Consider the following 24,460-nt stretch of genomic DNA (forward strand, 5'->3'; position numbering starts at 1 on the left):
TTCCTCATTGAATTGTGGAGATTATCATGATTACCATGAATGAAATTAAGAGTGTCGGCTTATCTGTGCCAAGCCTAACATTTGGTGCAGCAAGCCTAGCTAATCTGTTTAAAGAGCTAACCAATGCTGAAGCAATTGCTATTGTAGATAAAGCTATTCAGGTGGGATGGCGTTATTTTGATTGCGCACCACATTATGGCAGTGGGCTATCTGAACTGCGTTTGGGATTAGGGTTGAGGGGAATTGAACGGAACGACTATATATTGTCTACAAAAGTAGGGCGCCTGTTGCAATCGAGAAAGCATCAAAGCGGTCTCGAAGCAGGCGATTTCTTCTTTAATGAAAACCCGTTTGATCGTGTCGCTGATTATTCTTATCAGGGTATTATGCGTTCTTATGAGGATTCAATACAGCGATTAGGGGTGCGGTATATCGATATTCTCTATGTTCATGATCTGGGGACTTATACCTACGGAAAAACGGAACAAGAGCGTTATCATTTCAAAAACTTTTGCGAATCGGGTCAAAAGGCGCTGGATGAACTTAAACGTAATGGCGATATAAAAGCTTGGGGTGTAGGAGCCAACGAAGAGGATATTTTAATGGAGGTGATGGGTTATGCCTCACCAGACATCTTTATGCTGGCTAATCGTTATAATTTACTAGAAACCGATCATCAGAGTTTTTTTGCAAAGTGTGAGAAAAATGGTGTATCGGTCGCTGTTGCTGCACCATTTGCGACCGGTGTGTTGGTGGCTAAGGATAAAAAATCATCCATATATGAATATGGCAAGGTTCCTGACGCTACGCTATTACGAGTTAATGAAATTGAAACTATTTGTCAGCAACATGATGTTCCTATTGGTGCTGCGGCTTTGCAGTTTCCGCTTAGAAATAAAAATGTGGTGACGGTGACCTGTGGCGTACAGTCGATAGAACAGGCCGAAACAAATTATCAGTGGGCCAATATGAATATTCCTCAATCATTGTGGGATGCACTCGCCAATATTGGTATTCAATAACGTTAAACTGTTTAGAAAATAAAAAATCTATACCCAAAATAATTGAAATCGCATCACAAAAGGCTGGCACCTTCAGGGGATGCTTGGCTGAATTACGTGGCAGGTGAGTAAATTCTGATGAGCTTACGAAGGTGAAGTGATTTGGACGAGCGAACATAGCCAACGTAGAAGCAACTTCAAGCATGGAGGGTATTGGTTAATGACATCAAGCAAGGAAGTAAGGGAAATAGCAATGAAAATTATCAAAGCCGAAATATTTATGGTGAATTTAGAACCGAAAGTTAAACGTGTCGATGCGATACAGTCTTTTATTTCGCAGGAAACACCGATTGTTCGACTGACCACTCAAAGTGGTCTGGTTGGGGAGGGATATACCTACACCATCGGCACGGGCGGCTCTTCCGTAATTGCCTTGCTTAAAGATCATCTCTTACCCAAGTTGATTGGGTGGGATGCTTCCATGATTGAGGAAATATGGGAGTCATTGTTGTTTTCTACCCATTCGACGTCGGTAGGAGCTATTACGTCACTGTCTCTTGCCGCCATCGACACGGCGCTATGGGATCTAAAATGCAAGCGAATGCAACTCCCGTTGTATAAAGTCGCCGGAGGGGCAAAATCAAGAATGCGGCTATATACCACCGAGGGCGGTTGGTTACATTTAAGTACGCAAGAATTAGTGGATGATGCTTTAGCCGTTAAAGCAAAAGGGTTTTGTGGTTCGAAGATTAAAATTGGCTCGGAGAACCCAGTTCGCGATATTGCACGCTTAGACGCTGTGCGCAAAGCGGTAGGGGATGATTATGTGATTATGACCGACTGCAATCAGGCATTTAAATATTCAGAGGGTAAACAGCGCGCGGCCTTACTTGAACACATCAACTTGTCATGGATTGAAGAACCCTTTTTAGCACATGATGTGGATTCACATAAAAAACTGTGCGAATCCACGGTTATTCCTGTGGCAGTAGGGGAATCAATTTATTCAATTCAGCATTTTAAAGAATATTTGCAAAATAATGCGGCCGATATTATTCAGGTCGATGTGGCGCGTATCGGTGGTATTACCCCGTGGTTGAAAGTCGCTCATATGGCTGAATGTTTTAATAAAATCGTTTGCCCTCACTTCTTAATGGAGCTTCATGTCTCCCTATGCTGTGCGATTACCAACAGTCGCTGGTTGGAATATATTCCTCAGCTTGACAGTGTGACTCTTGCGCCTGTGACCATCGAAAACGGTTTTGCTTTTCCACCCGAAGAGGCTGGCTTAGGTATTCATTGGGATTGGGAAAAAATTCAGAATGAGACATTGGTGCATATTGTTATCGAATGACCTTGTTATGAAAAACCTTGTTATGAAAAACAGACTCTATTTTAGATAAAGCAGTCTTTCATTTTTATGATTTGCAAAAAGGACAGTACCATGGTTAAAACAGTCAATTTTTCAGGCGTTTGGTGTCCTTCAATAACCCCGTTTAGCCCACAAGGTGAGATTGATCTATCGGGACTTGCTGAGCATATGCAGCGTCTGACGACGGCAGAGATCAACGTTATTCTGCTGATGGGAAGCATTGGTGAATTTACGTCATTAAGTCAGGAAGAGCGCTTAATGTTGCTGCGTGAAGCACGCGGTATGTCGCCTCTGCCGATAGTCGCGAATATTTCATCAACCTGTGTTTCCGATATGCTTGCGTTAGCCGAAGAAGCTTATGCCTGCGGCTATGATGCGGTCATGGTGCTGCCGCATTACTATTTTTATCAAACGTCGCACCAGCTGCTGTGCTATTACCGTGAAGTAGGAAAACGGCTGAGGGGTAAATGGTTTGCTTATAATTTCCCTGCGCGTACCGGGTGCGATTTAGATGCTGGCTTAGTTGCTCAACTGGCGACTGAATTTCCAAACTTTGTGGGCATTAAAGATACCGTTGATTGCCTATCGCACAACCGTTTGATGATTCAGACGATGGCCGACGTCCGTACTGATTTCGTCGTGCTCTCGGGTTATGACGAATATTTTGTTCCAAATTTATTGGCGGGTGGCTCCGGTGTTATTTCAGGGCTGAATAACATTGTCCCAGAGCTTTTTGTTCAGGCGTGGGGAGCATGGGAAAAGGGCGATCTTCATCAGCTTAGCTCTATTCAGCGTGAAATCAGCAAGCTTTCTTCGATATATACCATTGGCAATGATTTTGTCACCACGATAAAAACGGTCTTATCACGTAAGTTTCATTCTACGCGTCCGTTATCACGTAATTTCGGTGGGGAGCTTTCGGCGGAAGAATGTCAGGCTATCGATATTATTTTTGATATTAACCCTTCATAAAAAAGTAAAGGATAAACGATGACTTATAGAATGATTTTAAATGAGACCTCTTATTTTGGTGCGGGGTCAATTAATTCGTTGGTAGATGAGATAAAGAAACGCGGATTTCGCAAGGCGCTCATTGTCACCGATGCTGATCTCATTAAATATAATGTGGTTGCGAAGATAACTGATATTTTGCAGCAGGCAGATTTGGCCTATAGCATATACGATAAAGTGATTCCTAACCCTACCATTGAAGTGGTACAGCAGGGTGTTGCCGCTTTCAAACAGGCCGATGCCGATTATCTGATCGCGGTAGGCGGCGGATCGCCGCAGGATACGAGTAAAGCGATCGGTATTATTATTAATAACCCTGAGTTTGCCGATGTGCGTAGTTTAGAAGGTGGCGCAGAAACGAAAAATAAATCTGTACCGATGATCGCTATTCCTACCACAGCAGGCACAGCTGCTGAAGTGACGATAAATTACGTCATCACTGACATCGAGAAAAAGCGTAAATTTGTTTGCTACGATCCGCATGATATACCTATCGTCGCGATTATTGACTCAGACATGATGTCCAGCATGCCTGCTAGCCTGAAGGCCGCTACGGGCGTTGATGCACTGACTCATGCGATAGAAGGTTACATCACTAAAGGTGCGTGGGAGCTATCCGATATGCTGCATCTCAAGGCCATTGAAATTATTGGTCGTGCGTTACGTCTGTCAGTTAAAGGTGTACAGGCGGGGATGGATGACATGGCATTGGGACAATATATTGCAGGTATGGGGTTTTCTAATGTTGGATTAGGCTTGGTGCACGGAATGGCTCATCCGCTCGGTGCGTTTTATGGCACTGCGCACGGTGTCGCGAATGCGGTTTTGTTACCTCATATCATGGCTTACAACGCAGAATATACGGGTGAAAAGTATCGCCATATTGCGGCGGCGTTAGGCGTGAGTAATATGAACGATGTACCGATTTCTATGGCGCGCAAAGCAGCCATTGATGCGGTTTTCCAGCTCAATAGCGATGTAGGCATCCCTGCATCTCTGCGTGAAGTGGGAATGTTAGAGGCCGATATTGACGCATTGGCAGAGGCAGCATTAGCTGATATTTGCACCGGTGGGAATCCACGTGAAGCACATTTAGATGACATTAAGCAGCTGTATCGCAGTATCTACTGATAGCACAGACAGGGCAAAAGCATAGTCATCGTATATCCATGGCATAGTCAGACCTTCTGGCTATGTCATATTCCAGATAAAATCTTATTTAAAACTAGAAAACAATCGGGCATAGGAATGACTTACATGCTGTTCGATAGCTTGGCGTGTTTGCTCAATGTCTCGACTGATGATGCCATCACAGATTTTCAAATGCTCTGCCGATGATTCTAATATTGAGTCATTTTTCATTTTTTGCGAACGCAGCATCCGTAAGCGGTCGTAGATAAATGACAGCATTTTAGTGACAATTTCATTATGACAATCAGTGAGCATTTGCTCATGTAGTTCGTTGTCTGCCTCAAGAAGTAAATCCTGATTCTCAGTTTTAAAGCCAAGCTGGATTTTGTCTCTAATGGCGGTGTACAGCGCTACATTCTGGTTATCCCAAGATAAATTGAGCACCATGATTTCGATATCCTTTCTTATTTGGAAGATATCTTTTATTTCACTGAATGTGATTGGCTTGATGGTTTTAGTTTTATTTTTTGATGGCTCAATCCACCCCTCGGTCATCAAACGAAATATGGCCTCTCGTAGGGGGGTGCGGCTAACATTCAGTTCCTGACAAAGTTCATTTTCAGATACAGCCCCAACCAACTCATTGGCAATAATTTTAGTTTTGAGTTGATGATAGGTTTTTTCACTGATGTTCATAGATTCGTTGAGTTATCGCAAAAATCGTGGATAAAGCCAAGCGGACTATCCGTTCAGCGTGGTGACATCAATATAGACGGCAGATTACCTGAAAATGTCCGTGTTGGCGCAATTTTATATATCCGTCATCATGCAAGTTGCAGGTTTACTGACACTTCCTGCAACTCGAATGATGTTAGGTACCGTCTTTACTTCTCTGACTCACCGCCTAGCGCTTCGACCAAGTTTTTGATCAATGCAGCCAGTTCGCTGGTCATCAGAATAAAGTCGGCATCAAAACGCTGAGCATAATCATCGCGATCGATATCTTCGTTTTGGTCGCGAATTGTCTCAGAGAATTTCAAACGCTTCAGCGAGCCGTCATCCGACAGCACCAGTTGAATACGCTCCTGCCAGTCTAACGCCAGCTTGGTGACGAGTTTGCCAGCCTCAATGTGTACCGCAATTTCGTCGGATACCAGATCCTGTTTTTTACAGCGGATGACGCCGCCTTCTTCCAGAATGGCTTTCAACTCGGCTTCATCTTGCAGCGTAAAGCCTGCGGGAACTTCACCTGAGCGTACCCATTCGGTCATGGTGAGCTCAATTGGGCTTTCCATGGTTAATGGCACCACGGGCAATGAACCCAAGCTTTTACGTAGCAGCGCCAGCGTATCTTCCGCTTTCTTTGGACTCGCGGCGTCAACCATAATCAGGCCGTTAGCCATATCGATCCACAGCCACGTTTGGCTGAAACGGCTAAACGCACGCGGCAGTAAGGTATGCAGCACTTCGTCTTTCAGCGAGTCTTTTTCCGTTTTCTTTAGCTTACGGCCCTGTTCGCCTTCCAACTTCTCAATTTTGGCTTGAAGCGCCTGTTTTAATACCGGTGACGGTAGGATTTTTTCTTCTTTGCGGGCGCATAGCAGGATTTGATCGTTGACGTAATGAGTCAGAGCATCGCTGTGAGAACCCATCGGTGAAACCCAGCCCGTTTTTGCCATATCTTGGCTACCGCAGGGCGTGAAAGCCATAGAGCCCAGCTGTTTTTCCACTTCATCTGGAACCAGATGAACGTCGCGGCTCAGACGGTAAACCAATAAATTCTTAAACCATAGCATTAGCGTTGTCCCTGATCGTGACGCATCGCGCGCCATGTTTTAGCAATGTGAGCTTATGCCCGTCATATTTCACGTTGCGGGGCGGGGAGCTGTACTCACTCATCCCAGCCACTGACTTTAGTCTGCGCTAGGGGATTTATAAGTTTGTCGCCGACCCACAATTCGAATTATTTGGGGTATACAAAAATAAGCATTAAACAGGGCGCATGATAACGAATAAAGAGGGGCGGCTGTAGTATTAATTATCTGAGAAATTCTGCACACTAGCCCTGATCAACTATCCGTTTTGCGAGGGGGCAATGTGCGTATTGGTATAGATTTAGGCGGCACTAAAATTGAAGTTATCGCGCTGGAAAACGATGGGCGAGAGCTGTTTCGTCATCGCATTGCCACGCCACGGGATGACTATGCGCAAACCGTTGAAGCTATTGCTGGGCTGGTGGAGTTAGCCGAAGAAAAAACCGGTCAGCGAGGCAGCGTTGGAGTGGGAATTCCAGGGACGTTATCGCCGTTTACTGGGCTGGTTAAAAATGCAAACTCCACATGGCTGAATGGTAAGCCGCTCGACAAAGATCTCTGCGCTCGTCTATCGCGAGAGGTTCGCCTTGCCAATGATGCTAACTGCCTTGCTGTATCGGAAGCCACGGACGGTGCTGCCGCCGGTGCCCATCTGGTGTTTGCGGTGATTATCGGCACGGGCTGCGGATCGGGTATTGCTATTGATGGTCGGGTTCACGCAGGTGGCAACGGTATCGCAGGAGAGTGGGGACATAATCCGTTACCGTGGCTCAATGAAGACGAGTGGCAGTACCAGAAAGAGGTTGCATGCTATTGCGGAAAATCCGGTTGCATTGAGACGTTTATCTCCGGCACTGGCTTTGAGACTGACTATCAGCGCTTAGGCGGGGAAAAACGCATTGGCGCAGAGATTATGTCGCTCTCGCGTCAAGGCGATCCTCGTGCGGAAAAGGCGATAGCGCACTATGAGCAGCGGTTGGCTAAGTCTTTAGCTCATGTGATTAATATTATCGATCCTGACGTTGTGGTATTGGGTGGAGGAATGAGCAATGTTGATCGCTTATACACCACGGTTCCACCGCTGATTTCTTCGTGGGTATTTGGACGTGAGTGTCAAACGCCGGTAAGAAAGGCTAAACACGGCGATTCGAGCGGCGTGCGCGGCGCGGCATGGCTCTGGCCGCTATGAGACAAAATCCCGACTTTCCGCTAAGAACGTCGGGACAAGGTATTATTCCGTCATTTTAAGTCGTGCAATTACTTTGGCGTCGCGACACCGTGGTTAGGCGCTGTCTCCGTGCGTTGGTGATTCAATTTTTGAATCGCTGGCAGAGCAATCGCGGCCACCAGCCCGCAGGCTGCTGCGGCAGAAAGCCATAATCCTGGCATGGCTTTATCACCGGTAGCGTGGATCAGATAGCTGGAAATTGCTGGAGTGAAACCGCCAAAAATGGCAGTGGCTAAGCTATAGGCCATGGAGAAACCAGATGCTCGTACTTCGGCCGGCATAATTTCGGTTAAACACACCACCATTGCGCCGTTATAGCTGGCGTACATAAATGACAGCCACAGTTCCACTTCCACCAAGTGGGCAAAACTAGGATGAGCAACTAACCAACTCAAAGAAGGGTAGGACGTCAGCAGCATCAACGCGCTAAACAGCAAAAGCAGTGGACGACGCCCAACTTTATCTGACAACGCTCCCATTACCGGCAGCCAGAACAGGTTGGACAGGCCGACCAACAGCGTCACCAAGAAACTTTGCTGTGCGGTGAACTGCAGCACAGTTTTCCCGTAGGTTGGGGTGAATGCGGTGATCAGATAGAACGATACCGTGGTTGTTACCACCATAAACATGCCAACCAATACCAACTGCCAGTTACTGGCGACTGAGCGGGTGATCTCACTCATGCTAGGCCGATGTTTGCGTTGGTTAAAGGCTTCTGTTTCTTCAAGCATACGGCGGATATAAAACAGGAAAGGCACGATCAAGCAGCCGACGATAAATGGAATACGCCATCCCCACTCAGTCATCACGCTTTTGCCTAAATACTGATTCAGCGTCACTCCGAGCAGTGCGGCAAAAATCACGGCAATCTGTTGGCTGCCTGATTGCCAACTGACGTAAAAGCCTTTACGGTTTTTCGGCGCGATTTCAGACAGATAAACGGACACACCTCCCAGTTCCACACCCGCAGAAAACCCCTGAAGTAAACGTCCAGCCAGAATGAGAAGCGGTGCGGCCATACCAATGCTGTGATAGGACGGCGTACAGGCGATGGTCAGCGTGCCGAGTGCCATTAATCCTAAAGTAATCAGCAGACCACGGCGGCGTCCATGATGATCAATGTAAGCGCCTAACACGATGGCTCCCAGTGGTCGCATCAAGAAGCCAGCGCCGAAGGTCATCAGCGTTAACATCAGCGAGGCGAAGGGGCTTTGGGTGGGAAAAAAAGTGTCGGCAATGGCGCTGGCATAGTAGCCAAATACCATAAAGTCGTACATCTCTAGAAAATTACCGCTGGTTACGCGGAATACGGTTCGGGCGTTGGCCTGTGTAGGCGCTGAGGCAGATGATGTCATGTGCTACTTCCTGTGTTTTTGTTTTCATTTTTTTTACAAGTTATTAGCAATGAAAAGTGTGATGTTGGTAGGTGTTTCTTTTTTGTGCATAAAAACCAATGTAACTATTTGTAAGCTTATTAGTTCTTTATAAATAAGCGCGGCAGTGGCCTGTAGTCGCTATGAATAAATGACGATAAACACTTGGGGTAAATGAATAAAATCTTTCTGCATAGCGCAGCGCTATAATTTCTCAACGTAGGGAACACTTGGCTGACGGTGGCCAAATTAACAAGGAGATTGATTGATGAAATTACGTATGGCGTTTCTGGTGACCACGCTTTTTCTTGGCCTTTCATCGGCGTCTTTTAGCCAATCATACGGTTGGAAGGATAAGAATAACTGCCCCGCAGCGGATACGGCATCAAGGCGTTCAGTGGACGGTTTTGGCGGAATGATGATCATCACCCCAGACGCCGACTGGGAGGAAAAATGGAATACGCCTTCAGGCACGTCCCCTTTTTATAAAAAGGTTAATGAAGCAAAAGTGGGTGAGACCATCTATATTCTCAGCTTCTTTTCTAATCCGAAAAGCAGTCCACGACATGTTGTTAATATCAGTTGCGATATCCAGATAATTCAGCCAGATGGCACCGTGGCGATGACTGAAAAGAATCGTCCTTGTTTTCATGGTGTTTTAGAGGGCGCTCCAGAGATGATTTACATGACCAATGCTGCCGTTGGTTTTATGGGAGAAGAGAAGGATCCTAAAGGCGTTTGGACGGTGAAGATCACGATGAAAGATCAGCTCAGAACTGAACCGGTGATGTTGACGCAAAGCTTCACGCTGAAGTAGTGACGCTGTTTGCTCATGATGTGCTGGGTGTCGATTATTCAAATAAGCGCAGTCAATCACAGAAGCGAACATATGAAGTTGGCTTTTTTGACATCATTGGCAATACTGTTTATGGATACAGTTGTTTCTTGTTCACTCTTTATTGTTAAACAGAGGGCGTTACGATGGAGATGATAGTAGAGCAGCGCGCTGAGCGTGTTTTTGCTGGCATTCGAATGGTTGGTCCGCTTGACCAAAATGTTGGCAAGGGATTCCAAAAGCTATATCAGTGGATCGAAAATAACAATGTTCCAGAGAGTGGCGACTGGATGGCTATTTATTATGACAATCCTGAAGAAGTGCCACCGGAAGAGATGCGCGTTGATGCCGTGATCTCCGTTGAACCTGATTTCGTTTTACCGGCGAACAGCGAAGGCGTGCGAATCGATACCTTAAAAGGTGGGCTTTACGCCGTAGCGCAGGCTCACGTTGAGGACGGTGATTTTGGTCGACCGTGGATGGAGTTTTTCAACGACGTGTTGCCTCGTAGTGGCTACGTGCCGATTAATGCACCCTGTTTTGAAAAATACCACAATGATGGCACTGAAAGTGGCATCTGGGATTTTGAAATGTGCGTGCCGGTGAAGAAGGCCGAAGAGAGTGCTTGATTAGCGGTGAGCACGGTAGGGGCTCCTGACGATACCGCAACTGATAACGAGGGAATATGTCTCTGACGGAACAGGCTTTTTTTAGCGAGCTCTTGAGCGGGCTGGTGCTGAATCCACAGCAGCTTAAGCACACGTTTTTTGCTCAACGTTATCAGGATAGCCAAGGCCATCTACAGGGGATGGGTGGCCTTACGGTAAAATTTCCGCGTCTCGACATTGTTCTGCGCGGAACTTATACCACCAGTGCGCGGTTGAATGACGATGATCTGAGGCATGGAACGTTAACGCATGGCGATCTTCTTTTCATCCCTGCATATAGCAACAGCCAGCCAACATGGGAGAAAGACGTTTTATTATTGAGCCTGCTTTTTACTCCGTCATACATTGGCTTTAGCTTCTTTGATAAACGCGCTGCGTCTGCGGGATTTCATCGGCTGCGTAAATTGGAGGTTCCTCAGCAAAATGCCGGTGAACTGGAGCATATTTTACAAGCATTAAGCTATTTAGGGGCGAGAGTCACAGATCCTAATGTGAGTCGATATCTGGTGTTAAGCCTGCTGCATGTGTGTCATAGCCAACTCTGTTTGCCCCCTGTCAATAAGATACAGCGTGGGGCTTTTCTTTATAAAAGCATCTGTACGTATATTCAGGATAATTATGCTGGCGCATTAAGCCGTGAGAGTACGGCCGCTATTTTCAATATAACGGCAAATCATTTGTCTCGTATTTTTCAATTGGAAGGAAATATGAGTTTTATTGATTATTTGCACTGGGTGCGGTTAGGGAAAGCCAAGATGATTTTGCAGAAGTATCACTTGAATGTAAATGAGGTTGCTCGCCGCTGTGGTTACAGCGACGGCAACTATTTTTGTCGTTTGTTTAAACGGCAGTTTGGTTTAACGCCTTCAGAATACAGAAAGCAGTTTCTATCCGTTTAAAACGTTAGCTCTGCCTGTAGTAACGCCAAAATCGCGCTGGCATCTGTTGCTGAACGCATCGCCTCGCGAAATTCTTTTTTCACTAATTTGCGAGCGAGCTGAGAAAACACTTTTACATGGCTGACGCTATCTTGAGCGCCTAGCGTGAGCATAATAACGAAATCGACGTTGCCCATTTCCGATTGCCAGTCAATTTCTTGCTCCAGCCGAGCAATACTGATGCTGGAGTGCTTAATGTGAGGCGATTTAGTATGCGGAATGGCAAAACCAAAACCGACTCCGGTGGTGACAATATCTTCGCGCTGCCAAATATCCTCCTCGAGTTCTATCGGATTATCAGTACGATCTTGCATGGCTAGATTGCCGCACAGGTACTGGATAACTTGCTCTTTGCGCGTCATGTGGGCAGGAGCGATGATGTTTTCAAGAGCGAGCAACGGTTTCTGATCTGCTGGGATCGCCAATGAATCGAGCAAGATCTCTATCTCTTCCGCTGATTTGCACTCACAAGCATGATTGGCCAAGGTAATGCATTCTTGAGCATTAAGTTTTCGAGCGAGCTCTTTGACCGCCGGAATGCGCGCACTGCTCATGCTCAGTTCATCGAGGCCAAGACCAATGAGCAACGGCAGATAGCGAGTTTCGCCACCGAGTTCCCCACATAGACCAACCCAACGTTCGCGCCGGTGAGCAACATCAATAATCTGGCGCAGCATGCGTAAGAATGACGGAGTGATAGGGTTATACAGGTGGGCAACGCGCTGATTATTGCGATCCACGGCATAGAGGTACTGTGTCATGTCATTGGAGCCTACGCTGAAGAAATCAACTTCATCGCAGAAATGATCGATGATAAAGCACACTGAAGGCACTTCGACCATAATACCGAGCTCAATGGTTTCTGCATAACGTAACCCTTCATTTTTCAGCGATTGCTGGGCTGCATTGATTTGCTGTTTGACCCATAAAATCTCATCCAGCGTGTGCACCATAGGGATCATTAAACGGGCATAGCCCACGGTGGCAGCACGCAAAATAGCGCGTAGTTGAATAGTGAATAGCTCGGTGAACTCTGGATAAATGCGCACGGCGCGATAGCCAAGGAATGGGTTTTCTTCCTGTGGGATATTGAGATAGCTGATTTTTTTATCACCACCGATGTCCATGGTTCGGAAAATAACTGGGTGGTTGTCCGCATTCATTAACACTTGCTGATAGGCTTCGAACTGCTCTTGTTCATCAGGCGCTTTGTCACGATCCATAAATAGCATTTCGGTGCGGAATAAGCCGACGCCCTCTGCGCCGTGGGTAAATGCCGCAGGCGCTTCTTGAGCGGTGCCAATATTTGCGCCTATCTCTAAACAGCGACCATCGCGTGTCACTGCAGGTAAGTCAGCCATTTTAAGCTGTCGAATTCGATTTTTTTCTTCGAGCTGCATGGCAACGGCAAAGTAATGGCGCACTTCGTCGCTAGGCTCAGTAACCAAAACGCCAAACTGAGCATCAATAAATACGTCTTTGTCATCTAGCTGTTGTAAGGCTTCCAGTTCGATGCCGGATAATACCGGGATGCCAAATGAGCGGGCGAGGATCAGCGTATGCGATGTGCGGCCCGTTTGGGCTAAAACCATGCCCTGTAGATATTGCCGATCCAAGCTTAAAAATTGGCTGGGTGTAATATCATCGGCGGCAATAATCGTTGGCTTATATAGTGTTAATGGCGTACCCAAGTTAAGGGTTGGGTACGCGACCTGCAGCAACTGTGCTGTGATATCACGAATATCCTGTACGCGCTCCCGTAGATATTCGCTGGCTGAATTGGCTAATTTTCCGCATACCTCTTCCATATTTTCAATGGCGGCAATGGCTAAACTGCATTTACGTTGCTTCAGATGGCGCACAATATTTTGGCTAAACTCTTTGTCCTGAATTAACGAGAGATGCGCATTGATAATGGTTTTACTTTGCCCCTTCAGGTTCGCCAACTGTTGGTTTAGCCGTTCGGCTAAGGTGATGATGCTGTGTTCAAGTAAGAGTAAATCTTGCACGGTGGCAGGTTGTGACTTGTACACATCAAGGCTAGTGTGACGATAGATAAAAAGTGCACCATGCCCAAGGCCGTCTGATAAGCCATAGCCTTGAATCAGCGAGGGCTGAAAGCGAGAAAGAGAGCGTGGCAGCGCGCGCGAGGTGGCGGCGACGGCGGGTTCGGGTTCGCTATCACTCTCGGCAAAACGTTGTTCAATATAAAGGCCGAGTGCGCGATAAGCTTTTTCTTCATCATGACCATGAATTTCAAGCTGACAGGCGTCGTTGAATAATGTCCCCGTGCCGATGAGTGCCAATGAGCTTTTAGCATCGGCACGGTGCGCTAACCGTTGGTTAATAAAGATAATCTCACTATCAAACTGACTGCACTGTTCTTTAAGTTCATAGGCAGGGCGGGCGTGCAGACCGTTAGGCAGAGGACAGAGAAACGCTATCTTTAACATGATGGTAAATCCTTTTCTGAAGCCGAGTTAATGCGAAAAATCCGTCAGGTGCTGCACTGAATCTGAATTTAGCTGCTTTATCAAAGCGATTAACAGTTGTTGGGTTTGCTCAAGATCGCGCAAATCAGCGATAGAAGCTGCGCAGTGTCCATGACGCGTAGGCGCGCCTAAAACCGCCGTTGGGATACCACGACCACACAGATGGACATTGCCTCCGTCGGTGCCACCGTTGCTGAACATATCGGTTTGTAGTGGGATATGATGTTGCAACGCGATATCTTGGATAAAACCCAGAAGGTGAGGGGAGGGAATCATCGTTTTATCGTACATCACCAACATTGGCCCTTGACCAATCTGGCGATGGTTGGCAGCGCCATAATCAAAGTTTTTCGCCCAGCAGGCGGTATCGAGAATCAACGCTAAATCGGGTTTGATGATATTGGCCGCTGTTTTCCCTCCACGCATTCCAACCTCTTCGCTTGACGAAGCCACGAGCCAGATTTCCGCGTTTAACGCTACGTCGCACAATGCGTGCAACAATTCGATCAGCAGGTAGCATCCAAGCCGGTCATCGAAAGCCTTACCCATGATTCTGGAATTTGGCGTCAATATTTTAAAATCACTATCATAGGTAACACGGTCGCCGATTCTTACACCGCTGTTGTTCACTTCCTCGGCGGATGTTGCACCAATATCAACGCATAGGTTTCGTGATTCACCGCCATGGAGTTCCGCATCCAATAGGCCATGAACTTTATTGCCCTGTTGGGTGGTGATACGTACTGGCTGCATAAAACGTGCGAGTTGACGGACGTTGCCGATCGGGATGACTTCAATTGCGCCTTCGCGCGTGATGTTGCGCACCATAAAACCGACTTCATCCATATGAGCACATATCATGATCTTTGGCCCAGTGGATTGGTTTAGCCTAATCAACGTGGAACCCAGCCCATCAAAAGAAATCGGTTTATTGCACTGTTTGGCATGTGTAATCAGGATGTCTCGCACTTCCTGCTCGGACGATGCGATCGCATCGGCGTTAGATAATGCCTGTAGTAATTCGATATTCATTGGGCTTCTCCCCCTGTAAGCTGCAACTGCTTGGGCATCTGATATAAAACCTCACAGCCGTTTTCAGTGACTAGCACGACATCTTCGATACGAACACCACCACGCTCGGGTAGATAAATGCCTGGCTCAACGGTGAGTAGCATTCCGGGCTGTAATTGAGTGGTATCGTTCGGGGAAAATCGCGAGTTTTCATGGACATCAATGCCAATCGCATGACCTGTGTTATGAGAGAAACGGTCACCATACCCCGCAGAGCTAATGACATCGCGGGCGGCCCTATCGACGTCACAGCAACGCACCCCTGGACGAATGGCGGCAATAGCGGCGAGTTGGGCTTGTAGAACGATTTGGTAGATTCCATACAGAGGATGTTCTTCAATGGCCTGTGGTTGAGAACCGCTGACGAGAAACGTTCGAGTCATATCGGAACAGTAGCCTTGGTGTTGGGCACCAAAATCAAGAGTGATAAATTCACCGGCTTGGACTCTTTTTGTTGATGCCTTCGCATGTGGCATTGCACCGCGAATACCGCTCGCGACGATAGTGTCGAAGGCGGTTTTTTCAGCGCCCTCATTCTTCATAAACCACTCGAGCTCTGTTGCGATCTGATGTTCTGTCATGCCCGGCTGAATGTAGTGACGGATATAAGCACAGGCTCGGTCTGCAATCAGACAAGCTGATTTTAACGTGCTAATTTCCGACGCGTTTTTGATTTGGCGCAGGACATCTACATCGACGGGTTTCAGCTCGACACTCATACTTTCCATCAGTTTTATGCTGTCGCTGTAGCTCAAATGTTGGCCTTCAAAGCCGACTTGCTCGAGGTTTTCAGATGCAATAATTTGGTTGATGTGGTCTGCGGCGCTGTTTTGGCCATCAATTAAATGGAGCTGATAATCGTCTGATTTAGCCGATAACTCCTGTATATAGCGAGAATCAACCAGAATGTGCTGACTGGTGCGAGTGATAAAGACATAACCAGATGCGCTAAGTAATCCCGTATGAGCAAACTTATTCTGTTTTGAATTAACGATCACCGCATCCAAATTTTGCTGTTTCAACCATGAATGATAGCGTGAGATAGCGGTGAGAGAAGGTTGGTGCATGACATGCTCGCTTAGCTCGGAAGGATAAATTTGGAGTGTCATCCGCTACCGTTCGTCAGGGGACGCGAGTAGTAGCGGTGACGCGCTGAGTTCTGAATCAGGACATAGCCTCGATATGCAACTTGCCTTTTTTATACAGAATATTGCGGATGAAGATGGTAATCAGCGCGGTCAATACTGCACCTAAGGCAATGCCGAACATATAAGCGCCTAAATTACTGACTAAAGGCCATGCCCAAATGGCCGACTCAGGAAACCACTGCACTGCACCTAATGCTACGGCGGCAGTAGAACCAACGATTGCACCTGTCATGTATGCCGGAATTGAGGCTAATGGACTTTCGAGCAAGAAGGGAATTGCCCCTTCGCTGATCCCCATGAATGCGAGAAATATCGCGGTTTTTCCCTGTGGATAGAGCTGGCTGCTAAATAAACGACGGCCCGTTAAACGGCGGTCAATTAATGTTGCCAGCCCTAAGCCAATCGGTGGGATGACGATAGCGATAGCGCGTGCGGTAACCGGTAGCACGTGATCTGTCGTGAAACTAAAGGCGATAAACCCCGCGGCTTTATTAATTGGGCCACCGAGGTCGATTGCGGTCGTTGCTGAAATCCCCGCCGCATACATCAGAACGCCTTTATCACCAGCGGCTTGTAACAACACGCGAATGCATGCGTTTACCCAGCCGCCAAACGGCGTAATGATGTAATACATTGTCAGCATGACAAAAATGGCAGAGAGAATAGGCAGTAAAAATGTGGTTTTAAATGCCAGCAGATATTGTGGCAATTGGATTTTTGCATTCATCCATTTCACTAAGTACCCTGCGGCGATAGCAATAATCAGCGCACCGATAAAGGTGGAAGGAACCGGTGAATGGGTAACCCATTGTAGTTTGCTGAGATCCCAGGTGAGTTCAGGCGTTGGCTGAGTTGCGATTAGCCCACCGATGAAGCCCGCGGGAAAGGCCAGCTTTCCGCCGATAGAATTGGCGACAAACGCCGAAAACATCGGGATAGCAAAACTAAATAGAATGCCGCCAAAGGACTGCGACAGATAAGCGAACTTCATCAAGGATAAATTAAATCCAACATACTTGCCGGTATTGATGGCGTCCAGAATCCCCATATCAGGGGGGACATCGAGCCACGCGTAGGCAATGAGCTGGGAGAAGGCTAGGATGACGCCCCCCATAATCAGCGTTGGTACCATACGTGAAATACCAGACATCACGTGCTGAGGTAAATCGCCCCAGATACTTGTTTTTGCCGTTGGAGTTGATGCCGGATTCGCTGTCAGTGAAGCACCGCCATTTGCTGAGGGATTCACTGCACTCCTTTTTTTAATCGCCATTGATAGTTATCCCTAATGATGTGATTGAAAGTCAGAAGCGAATATTGATTAGCCAGCCTGAATCATTTCTTCGATTTCTTTGATAATCCCGTCTGCGTTTTTAATCGCATCTTGTAGTGTGATTTCATACACATCACGGTTCTCAAAGCGTTCATTATCTTCCGGAGTGATGGCGACCGAGTGAATGATGATGTCTGCTTCTGCGATATCTTGTGCGGTTAAACGGTTCTCGATGCCATCAGCACCCTGAGTCTCGATTTTTATCTGGTCATAGCCTGCGGCTTTGGCGGCATCTTCCAGCGCTTGCGCCGCCATGAAGGTATGAGCTAATCCCATTGGACATGCACACAATGCGATAAATTTTTTTGACATAAACACCTCTGCGTTAGGTATTGGGGAGGATTGCTCTCGTTTCGGGAGAGCGAAGCGATGAAAGGAGTATGGCGGCTAAGAAAGGGCATAGGTTATTGGACAAAACCTGCATTTACTGGACATTTGCACCACTAATATTGAAGTGTGAGCTGACTCGCATTGCAAGGATGAGCGTGTGACAGAAGGACTAGAGTTGCATGATGGGATGAGGTAGCTCACTATACGCAGGCTTTTTTTATTTCATTCCAATCGGCTTATCGCATGAATATCAATCGTTTTTGTTACCTTCTTCTTGTTTTGGCTGCGGTTGGCAGTCTGTTCTCGATGCATCCGTTGGTGATGTGGTGCTTGTTGCTCAATGCGTTAACGCTGATTATTTATGGCATAGATAAACTCGCCGCCGTGAAGTCATGGCAACGTGTTCCAGAAATGACGCTACTCTTTTTCGGACTGATTGGCGGTTGGGTAGGTGCGATTCTCGGCCAGCAGATTTTTCGCCATAAGACACAGAAACAACCGTATAAAACTTACTTCATCATTACGGTGATTTTGAATTTGGCGGTAACGCTTGGCGCGATGTATTGGGTTTATCAGTATGGGATTGGCGTGCAGTGGTAGGGGGAGAATTTCGTGCGCCTAATGCACTGAAATCTGATGAACAGTGCGCTGGCGCCCCTCATCGTTCGCCCATGTCAGCAATCTCATGAAAGCGCAGTTGCTGACTGGCGAACGAAACATTACACGGCCTTTCCATAAACGACAGGCGGTCGAAACTTACTCCATCCACTCATAGACTCTCTTCAGCCGTCGGTGAAACCTTTACTCTCCCACGGCATACTGCGCTTCTAACCGGCTTATCCCCAATCCATTCACCTTTTTCACTTTTATCTGCACCGGTATTCGTTCTTTCATGGCTTCGACATGGCTAATAACGCCGATCATTTTGCCGGAGGCATTGAGCGTGTCGAGTGCGTCAAGCGCGGTGTCGAGGGTTTCTGCATCCAATGTACCAAAGCCTTCATCGAGGAATAGAGAATCGATGCTGGTTTTATGGCTAACCAGATCTGACAGCGCCAGCGCCAGCGCTAAGCTCACCAAGAAGCTTTCACCGCCGGAAAGGGTTCGGGTATCGCGTACCGCATCAGCTTGCCAAGTATCAACCACTTCCAGTTCTAATGCGTCGCTGGTTTTACGCTGCAGCAAATAGCGTCCATGTAAACGAGACAGTTGTTGATTGGCTAAATAGACCAAGTGATCTAGCGTCAGCCCCTGTGCGAATTTGCGGAATTTATCTCCACTGCTAGAACCAATGAGCTGGTTGAGATAGCTCCAGTCTTCGTATTCCTGACGGCTTTGCTCAATACGAGCAAACAGGCTTTGCTGCCCTTGCTTTCGTTCGGCGTCACTGCGAATTTGCTGCTGAATTTGTCCTTGTTGAACGCTATTTTCACGCAGTTGCTCAGCAAGCGCCGTTAACTGCTGGTTTAGATGCTCTAGCGTGCTGTCATCCGCTAACGTCGCAGGGCGCTGAGTGACCCAGTCAGCTAGCGCGGCATCAGCCTGTTGTAAGAACGCCTGCGCCTGTGAAAGCTGATTTTTGCTGTGTTCGCGTAGCGTCGTTAGGCGTTGGTGTTCATTCTCATCTAACAGCGCAGCGAGCAGATTCTCTTCATCGCGGAATTGGCTGGCAGCGAGAGCCTGTTCGAAATCAGTTTGCTGTTGGCTTAACCGTTGTTCCAACTGTGATAGCTGTTGCTGGGCGCTGCTTAGCTCGCCGCTCAGTTTATCTAACTGCTGGCGAACCGTGCTCTCGGCGTGCTGTGCCTGCTGTAATTGATGTTCGGCTAACTGCTCGGTCTGAACCAATGAGCGGCGTACGTCATCTACGCTGCGACCGTCAAGCAACGTTTGGCGCTCGGCCTGCATCTGGGCGAGCAGCTTTTCCTGTTCCGCACAAAGCTGTTGCTGGGTTAGCCACTGTTTTTCCAGCGTTGCTAATGTTTGGCTCAGGTTTTGTTCATCTGCGCTGAGACGTGTGTTTTCCAACGTCAGCTTTTGGCTGTGAAGCTGACGCTGTTGCCAAAGGGAGAACTCTTGTTCACGGGCAGCTAGCCATTCGTTTTCTTCACCCGCGAGTGGCGCAACTAAATGCAGCTCCAGCAACTCTGTCGCTAAACGCTCTTGGCGCTGTTGCTGGTGCGAGGTTTGTTTGTGGTATTCCTCGCGCCACTCTGCCAACTGCCGACGTTGGGTTTGAATGCTTTGTTCCAGTAAGGTGATTTGCTGGATAGTGTGGCTCGTCTCTTGCTGAATTTTATTCAGCTCATCTTTAGCCTGCTGCCACGTTTTATTCAGCGTTTCTTGTTGGCGAATGCTTTTCTGAATGCTGTCTTCTTGTTGAACGATATCCGCCAGATAGTTTTCTAACGCGGAGCGATCTTCAATCGCTATTTTGAGCTCAAGCGAAGCGGTGGCCTGTTCCCAGCGGTGTTGGTACTGGGTAATTTCTTGGTCGACGGTTTGAGTTTCTTGCTGTTGCTGACTTTGAGTTTGAAGCAACAGTTTTTGTCGTTCTCCAAGTTCACTCCCCTCGCGGCTAAGGGTTTCTACCTCTAGGCGTAGGGCATCGCGTCGTTGCTCGCTGTCAGAAAGAATCGGTGCTTGATAGTTTTCAACTGCCGGATGCTCCAACGATCCGCAGAGGGGGCAGGGATCGCCAGCTACCAGGCGTGCTCGCTCTTGCTCAAGGCCGATCACGCGTCGCTGTAGATCGATCTGTTTTTCCAAGTCGATGAGATGCTGACGTTTTTCCTTATAAGCTAATCGCTTGGCCGCTAACTGCTGTTCGAGCGTTTGCAGCTCTTGGCTTCGCTGAGCGGTTTGCTGTTGGAGCTGTTGCTGCCGCTGAGCCGCTTTTTCAAACAGCGGGCTGGTTTGCAGGAGTATCTGGCGTGAGGGTTGTCCACTATGCAGTTTTTCACGCATCGCCTCTAACTGCTGTAGGTTGTGGTTCTGCTGGGCTTGTTGATAGTGTTCTTCGGCTTCGGCGCAACGTTTTTGCTGCTCAATTAAACGTTGGTTGAGCGATGCTCCGGCCTGCTGCTGAAGCGTGAGCTTTTCAGCGTCAGCGGTAATCACTTTTTCGGCGTTGGCGATACGCTTTTGCAGATCGCTCAGCGTCTGCTGTAATTCGGCAGATTGCTCGAACTGGCTTTTCCAACGGCCAAGATGGTTATTCCATTCTGCATGCGGAGCGGTTTGCGTCAGAATTTGTTGTAGCTGACTGAGCTCTCGTTGCTGTTTTTGCAGTTGCTCACGCAACTGACCGAGCGCGGTATTATGCTGCTGTTTTTCTGCGTCGATTTGCGTCAGCTTTTGCCGCTGTTGTGTGAGTGCGTCGCGGGTTTGTGCCAAACGAGCATCAAGCGGGACAACGTGCTGGTTAATCAGCGTTTCCGTTGTTGTACGGATCTGCTGCTGTTGCTGCTTCGCTGTTAACGCATGGGCCGAGGCGGTTTGGAGCGGTTCCAACTGCGAGGCTAGTCGCTGTTGCTGTTCTTGGCGCTGTTGCTGGCTTTTGAGCAGAAGTGATAAGTCGCTGCGGGTCTGTCGTAGGCTTTGTAACAGCGGACGCAGCTTCTCTGCGGGTTCGCTGCGCTCTAAGCGCAAAATCTCAGGCTGTGCATCCAACCATTGCTGCTGCGCCTGCGTCGTACGTTGATTGCATAGCTCGCGGTTTTGCGTCAGCTCTTGGTGTTTTTGCAACCATTGAAGTTCAGACGTCAGCGTTTTACGTGCCGTCTCTTGGCGTTGCTCTTCGTTTTGTAGCAGTGCCAAGCGTTCGGCGAGCTGGGCAAGCGCCTCTTCGCTCAGCAGTTCTACACCCGCAGCACGTTCGTGTAGCGCATCGAGATCGATTTTGGCCTGTTTGAAACGCTGGAAAATTTGTTCGGAAAGCTGCCCATAAATTTCGGTTCCGGTCAGCTCTTCCAGTAGCTCTGCGCGCTCGGCGGGATCGGCATTGAGGAACGCGGCAAACTGCCCCTGCGACAGCATCATCGATTTGGTAAAACGGCCAAAATCCAAGCCGGTGATTTCGGCAATCTTGTGCAGCTTGGTTTGAATTTTATCGGTGATAATTTCGCCGTCGGCGATGTATGCCAGCTCTACCTTCGGCGCTTGTAGATTGCCTTCTGGTTTGTTGTTGGCGCGGCGCTGGCTCCAGAATGCACGGTATCCGGTGCCTTTGACTTCGAATTCAACCTCGGCCAAGGACTCTGCGGTACCCCGGGTCATAAGCTCATTTTGCGTAGGCGAAACTTTCAAACGCGGCGTTTGGTGATAAAGCGCTAAACATAGCGCATCAAGCAGCGTGGTTTTCCCCGCCCCCGTTGGGCCGGTAATGGCAAAAAGACCATTGTTGGCAAAATCCTCGCGCGTGAAGTCGATCTTCCACTCACCTTTGAGCGAGTTGATATTTTTTAGGCGTAGGCTGAGGATTTTCATGCGTTATGCCCCTCTGCGGTATCGTCTTGATTTTGCTCTAGTACCAGCGCATCCAGCACTCGATGGAAATGGGTTCGAATTCGCGCCTGCTGGGCGAGCACGTTTTCATCCTCGGTTTCTTCTTGCGCCAAGCGGCGCTCAAACACATCGCTGACGCTCAGTTCGCTGAGCGTTTCTTTATCTTGGCGGGTGAGAGCGCTGAGGCGTTGCTCTTTACTGCGGCGTAGCAAAATAACCTCAACTGGCAGAGATTCTGTCTGTTGTTGGATGCGGCGTTGTAGATCGTTTAAATAGGCGCTGCTGCTGATTTCGATATCCAGCCAGATAGGTTTTTCGTTATCGCAATCTTTAAACGCGGCGAGTTGCTGTTCGATTTGCTCAATACTGCCTTTGATAAGCTGCATGGGTTGAAACTGCGGCACCGGCAGTAGAGTGACTTTTTCTAACGTCGAACCGGTGAAATCGACCAGACAGATGCTTTTTTCGCTGCCCAGTTCGTCAAAGCTCAGCGGAATCGGAGAGCCGCTGTAGCGAATGTGTTCGCTGCTGGTCACACGCTGTGGCCGGTGTATGTGCCCAAGCGCGATATAGTCTGCGGGCGGAAATGCCGAAGCTGGAAACGCATCCAGCGAGCCAATGTAAATATCACGCACAGAGTCAGAGGTGCTTGCGCCGATCGTTGTGAGATGTCCGGTGGCGACGATCGGGAGGTTTCCGCCTAATGCATCACGTTGAGTGGCTGCGAGATCGTATAGCGACTGGTAATGTTCGGCGATGGCTTGCTGTAGCGCATTCTGTTTTTCAGCCGACGATTGACCCGCCATACTGGTTTGAATGTCTCGTGGACGTAGATAGGGCACGGCGCACAGGATGGCGCCGACAGAACCGTCGCGTTGCTTTAAGGGCAGAACCTGATGCTGTAAATCCCCCGCGCTGCTGGCGATAACCTGCGTATTTAGGCAAGCCAGTAAATCCCGCGATTCGTTCAGCGTGGCTACCGAGTCATGATTTCCACCTAATACCACTAACTGACAGCCGGTTGTCTGTAGCTCTACCACAAAGCGGTTGTACAGCTCGCGCGCATAGCTGGGCGGCGATCCGGTATCAAACACATCACCTGCCACAATAATGGCGTCAACCTGATGCTCGCTAGCCTGTTTAATCAACCAACTTAAGAAAGCTTGATGTTCTGCGCTGCGGCTTTTGGTATAGAAATGCTGACCGAGGTGCCAGTCTGAAGTATGAATAAGACGCATGGTACTCCTGCCGTCCTTGCTGAACGTAGCCTAGGGGCTACGGAGAATAGAGGGATTATACGCAAACTCGGGAGGACGTGAAGCCGTCGGCATAAGTTCGGTTTACTGTTTACAAAAACATTTATGACAGTGATATTGGGTATACTGTTATTTTTCATAAATCTGTCATAAATCTGACGCATAATGGCGCCCGCAACCAAACTTAAGCAGGATTAACAATGGCCAGACGCATATTGGTAGTAGAAGATGAAGCGCCAATTCGTGAAATGGTGTGTTTTGTTCTTGAGCAAAACGGCTACCAACCGGTAGAAGCAGAGGATTATGACAGTGCGGTGAACTCTTTGTCTGAGCCTTATCCTGATTTAGTCTTATTGGATTGGATGTTACCCGGCGGTTCAGGGATCCAGTTCATCAAGCATATGAAGCGCGAGGCGCTAACGCGTGAAATCCCCGTGATGATGCTAACTGCACGCGGAGAGGAAGAAGATCGGGTGCGTGGTTTAGAAGTGGGGGCGGATGACTACATTACCAAACCTTTTTCTCCGAAAGAGCTGGTGGCAAGAATTAAGGCCGTAATGCGGCGAATTTCCCCGATGGCGGTGGAAGAGGTCATTGAAGTGCAGGGGTTGAGTCTTGATCCGACCTCTCACCGCGTTATGGCTAACGAAGCCCCGCTGGATATGGGACCTACCGAATTTAAGCTTCTGCATTTTTTCATGACGCATCCAGAGCGTGTCTATAGCCGTGAGCAGTTGCTAAATCATGTGTGGGGCACTAACGTTTATGTAGAAGATCGCACCGTTGATGTACATATTCGCCGCTTGCGCAAAGCGCTTGAGCTGAGCGGGCATGATAAAATGGTGCAGACCGTACGCGGTACGGGTTATCGTTTCTCGGCACGTTTTTGAATCCTATGCTCGCGATGTGCACGTTTAAGAGTAAGGCCGCATGAGTGCGGCTTTGACGATTCT

20 protein-coding genes are annotated in these 24,460 nt (G+C 48.2%); 10 read left to right on the plus strand and 10 right to left on the minus strand.

All coding sequences use genetic code 11. The annotated features are described in order from the left end of the window. Positions 1 to 26 precede the first annotated feature (26 nt). From M988_RS05805 to fucO, 4 genes are all read left to right on the plus strand, one after another. Positions 27 to 1,022 (plus strand): aldo/keto reductase, encoded by a 996-nt coding sequence (locus tag M988_RS05805; protein WP_064573249.1) that lies wholly within the window; start codon positions 27 to 29, stop codon positions 1,020 to 1,022. A 232-nt stretch (positions 1,023 to 1,254) separates the two neighbouring features. Continuing rightward, on the plus strand, positions 1,255 to 2,355 hold the full coding sequence (locus M988_RS05810; protein ID WP_064573253.1) for a mandelate racemase/muconate lactonizing enzyme family protein: 1,101 nt from the start codon (positions 1,255 to 1,257) through the stop codon (positions 2,353 to 2,355). Positions 2,356 to 2,445: 90 nt separating this feature from the next. Continuing rightward, a complete protein-coding gene (locus M988_RS05815) occupies positions 2,446 to 3,345 on the plus strand; it encodes a dihydrodipicolinate synthase family protein (protein WP_064573257.1) in 900 nt (299 codons plus the stop codon). Positions 3,346 to 3,363: 18 nt separating this feature from the next. Further along, complete coding sequence (fucO, locus tag M988_RS05820; protein ID WP_039188123.1) at positions 3,364 to 4,515, plus strand: lactaldehyde reductase; 1,152 nt, start codon at positions 3,364 to 3,366, stop codon at positions 4,513 to 4,515. 84 nt (positions 4,516 to 4,599) lie between these two features. Here fucO and M988_RS05825 read toward each other — a convergent pair whose 3' ends face one another. Together M988_RS05825 and rdgC are read right to left on the minus strand one after the other, a co-directional pair. After that, positions 4,600 to 5,211, minus strand: a complete 612-nt coding sequence (locus tag M988_RS05825; RefSeq protein WP_039188125.1) for a GntR family transcriptional regulator — start codon at positions 5,209 to 5,211, stop codon at positions 4,600 to 4,602. A 188-nt stretch (positions 5,212 to 5,399) separates the two neighbouring features. Then, positions 5,400 to 6,311 (minus strand): recombination-associated protein RdgC, encoded by a 912-nt coding sequence (gene rdgC / locus M988_RS05830; RefSeq protein ID WP_008814177.1) that lies wholly within the window; start codon positions 6,309 to 6,311, stop codon positions 5,400 to 5,402. 301 nt (positions 6,312 to 6,612) lie between these two features. Here rdgC and mak point away from each other — a divergent pair, with 301 nt between their 5' ends. Then, the gene (gene mak, locus M988_RS05835; protein ID WP_008814176.1) at positions 6,613 to 7,518 is read left to right on the plus strand and encodes a fructokinase; all 906 of its coding nucleotides are present in this window, start codon (positions 6,613 to 6,615) and stop codon (positions 7,516 to 7,518) included. A 68-nt stretch (positions 7,519 to 7,586) separates the two neighbouring features. On the opposite strand, the gene tcuC is transcribed toward mak, so the two are convergent. After that, entirely contained in the window at positions 7,587 to 8,912 is a 1,326-nt protein-coding gene (gene tcuC, locus M988_RS05840) for an MFS transporter (RefSeq protein WP_008814175.1), read from the minus strand. A gap of 286 nt (positions 8,913 to 9,198) precedes the next feature. On the opposite strand from tcuC, the gene M988_RS05845 reads away from it, so the two are divergent. The 3 genes from M988_RS05845 to M988_RS05855 all read left to right on the plus strand — a co-directional run bounded on the left by M988_RS05845 (position 9,199) and on the right by M988_RS05855 (position 11,332). Then, on the plus strand, positions 9,199 to 9,747 hold the full coding sequence (locus tag M988_RS05845) for a hypothetical protein (protein ID WP_064573259.1): 549 nt from the start codon (positions 9,199 to 9,201) through the stop codon (positions 9,745 to 9,747). Positions 9,748 to 9,911: 164 nt separating this feature from the next. Continuing rightward, positions 9,912 to 10,394: a DNA gyrase inhibitor SbmC gene (gene sbmC, locus M988_RS05850; RefSeq protein ID WP_064573260.1), complete on the plus strand. Its 483-nt coding sequence runs from the start codon at positions 9,912 to 9,914 to the stop codon at positions 10,392 to 10,394. Between the two features lie 56 nt (positions 10,395 to 10,450). Next, positions 10,451 to 11,332, plus strand: a complete 882-nt coding sequence (locus M988_RS05855) for an AraC family transcriptional regulator (RefSeq protein ID WP_008814172.1) — start codon at positions 10,451 to 10,453, stop codon at positions 11,330 to 11,332. On the opposite strand, the gene ptsP is transcribed toward M988_RS05855, so the two are convergent. From ptsP to M988_RS05880, 5 genes are all read right to left on the minus strand, one after another. After that, positions 11,329 to 13,824, minus strand: coding sequence for a phosphoenolpyruvate--protein phosphotransferase (ptsP, locus tag M988_RS05860; RefSeq protein ID WP_064573265.1), 2,496 nt, complete (start codon positions 13,822 to 13,824; stop codon positions 11,329 to 11,331). The two genes, M988_RS05855 and ptsP, sit on opposite strands and share 4 nt — an antisense overlap. 27 nt (positions 13,825 to 13,851) lie before the next feature. Continuing rightward, entirely contained in the window at positions 13,852 to 14,895 is a 1,044-nt protein-coding gene (gene ypdE, locus M988_RS05865; protein WP_064573267.1) for an aminopeptidase, read from the minus strand. Then, positions 14,892 to 16,001: an aminopeptidase gene (ypdF, locus tag M988_RS05870; protein WP_064573307.1), complete on the minus strand. Its 1,110-nt coding sequence runs from the start codon at positions 15,999 to 16,001 to the stop codon at positions 14,892 to 14,894. The genes ypdE and ypdF overlap by 4 nt, the downstream gene beginning before the upstream one ends. Before the next feature lie 97 nt (positions 16,002 to 16,098). After that, positions 16,099 to 17,355: a PTS fructose transporter subunit IIC gene (locus M988_RS05875; protein WP_064573271.1), complete on the minus strand. Its 1,257-nt coding sequence runs from the start codon at positions 17,353 to 17,355 to the stop codon at positions 16,099 to 16,101. A 48-nt stretch (positions 17,356 to 17,403) separates the two neighbouring features. Continuing rightward, on the minus strand, positions 17,404 to 17,727 hold the full coding sequence (locus M988_RS05880; RefSeq protein ID WP_008814167.1) for a PTS fructose transporter subunit IIB: 324 nt from the start codon (positions 17,725 to 17,727) through the stop codon (positions 17,404 to 17,406). A 261-nt stretch (positions 17,728 to 17,988) separates the two neighbouring features. Here M988_RS05880 and M988_RS05885 point away from each other — a divergent pair, with 261 nt between their 5' ends. Beyond that, positions 17,989 to 18,345 carry a DUF1294 domain-containing protein gene (locus M988_RS05885; protein WP_008814166.1) on the plus strand — a complete coding sequence of 119 codons (357 nt, stop codon included), beginning with the start codon at positions 17,989 to 17,991 and terminating at the stop codon, positions 18,343 to 18,345. A gap of 201 nt (positions 18,346 to 18,546) precedes the next feature. On the opposite strand, the gene M988_RS05890 is transcribed toward M988_RS05885, so the two are convergent. Next, the gene (locus tag M988_RS05890) at positions 18,547 to 22,233 is read right to left on the minus strand and encodes an AAA family ATPase (protein WP_064573272.1); all 3,687 of its coding nucleotides are present in this window, start codon (positions 22,231 to 22,233) and stop codon (positions 18,547 to 18,549) included. Beyond that, positions 22,230 to 23,489 (minus strand): exonuclease subunit SbcD, encoded by a 1,260-nt coding sequence (sbcD, locus tag M988_RS05895; protein WP_064573274.1) that lies wholly within the window; start codon positions 23,487 to 23,489, stop codon positions 22,230 to 22,232. The genes M988_RS05890 and sbcD overlap by 4 nt, the downstream gene beginning before the upstream one ends. A gap of 218 nt (positions 23,490 to 23,707) precedes the next feature. On the opposite strand from sbcD, the gene phoB reads away from it, so the two are divergent. Then, positions 23,708 to 24,397 carry a phosphate response regulator transcription factor PhoB gene (phoB, locus tag M988_RS05900; protein ID WP_004091956.1) on the plus strand — a complete coding sequence of 230 codons (690 nt, stop codon included), beginning with the start codon at positions 23,708 to 23,710 and terminating at the stop codon, positions 24,395 to 24,397. Positions 24,398 to 24,460 lie beyond the last annotated feature (63 nt).

The organism is Hafnia paralvei ATCC 29927 (genome assembly GCF_001655005.1).
In the GTDB taxonomy this organism is placed as follows: Bacteria; Pseudomonadota; Gammaproteobacteria; order Enterobacterales; family Enterobacteriaceae; genus Hafnia; species Hafnia paralvei.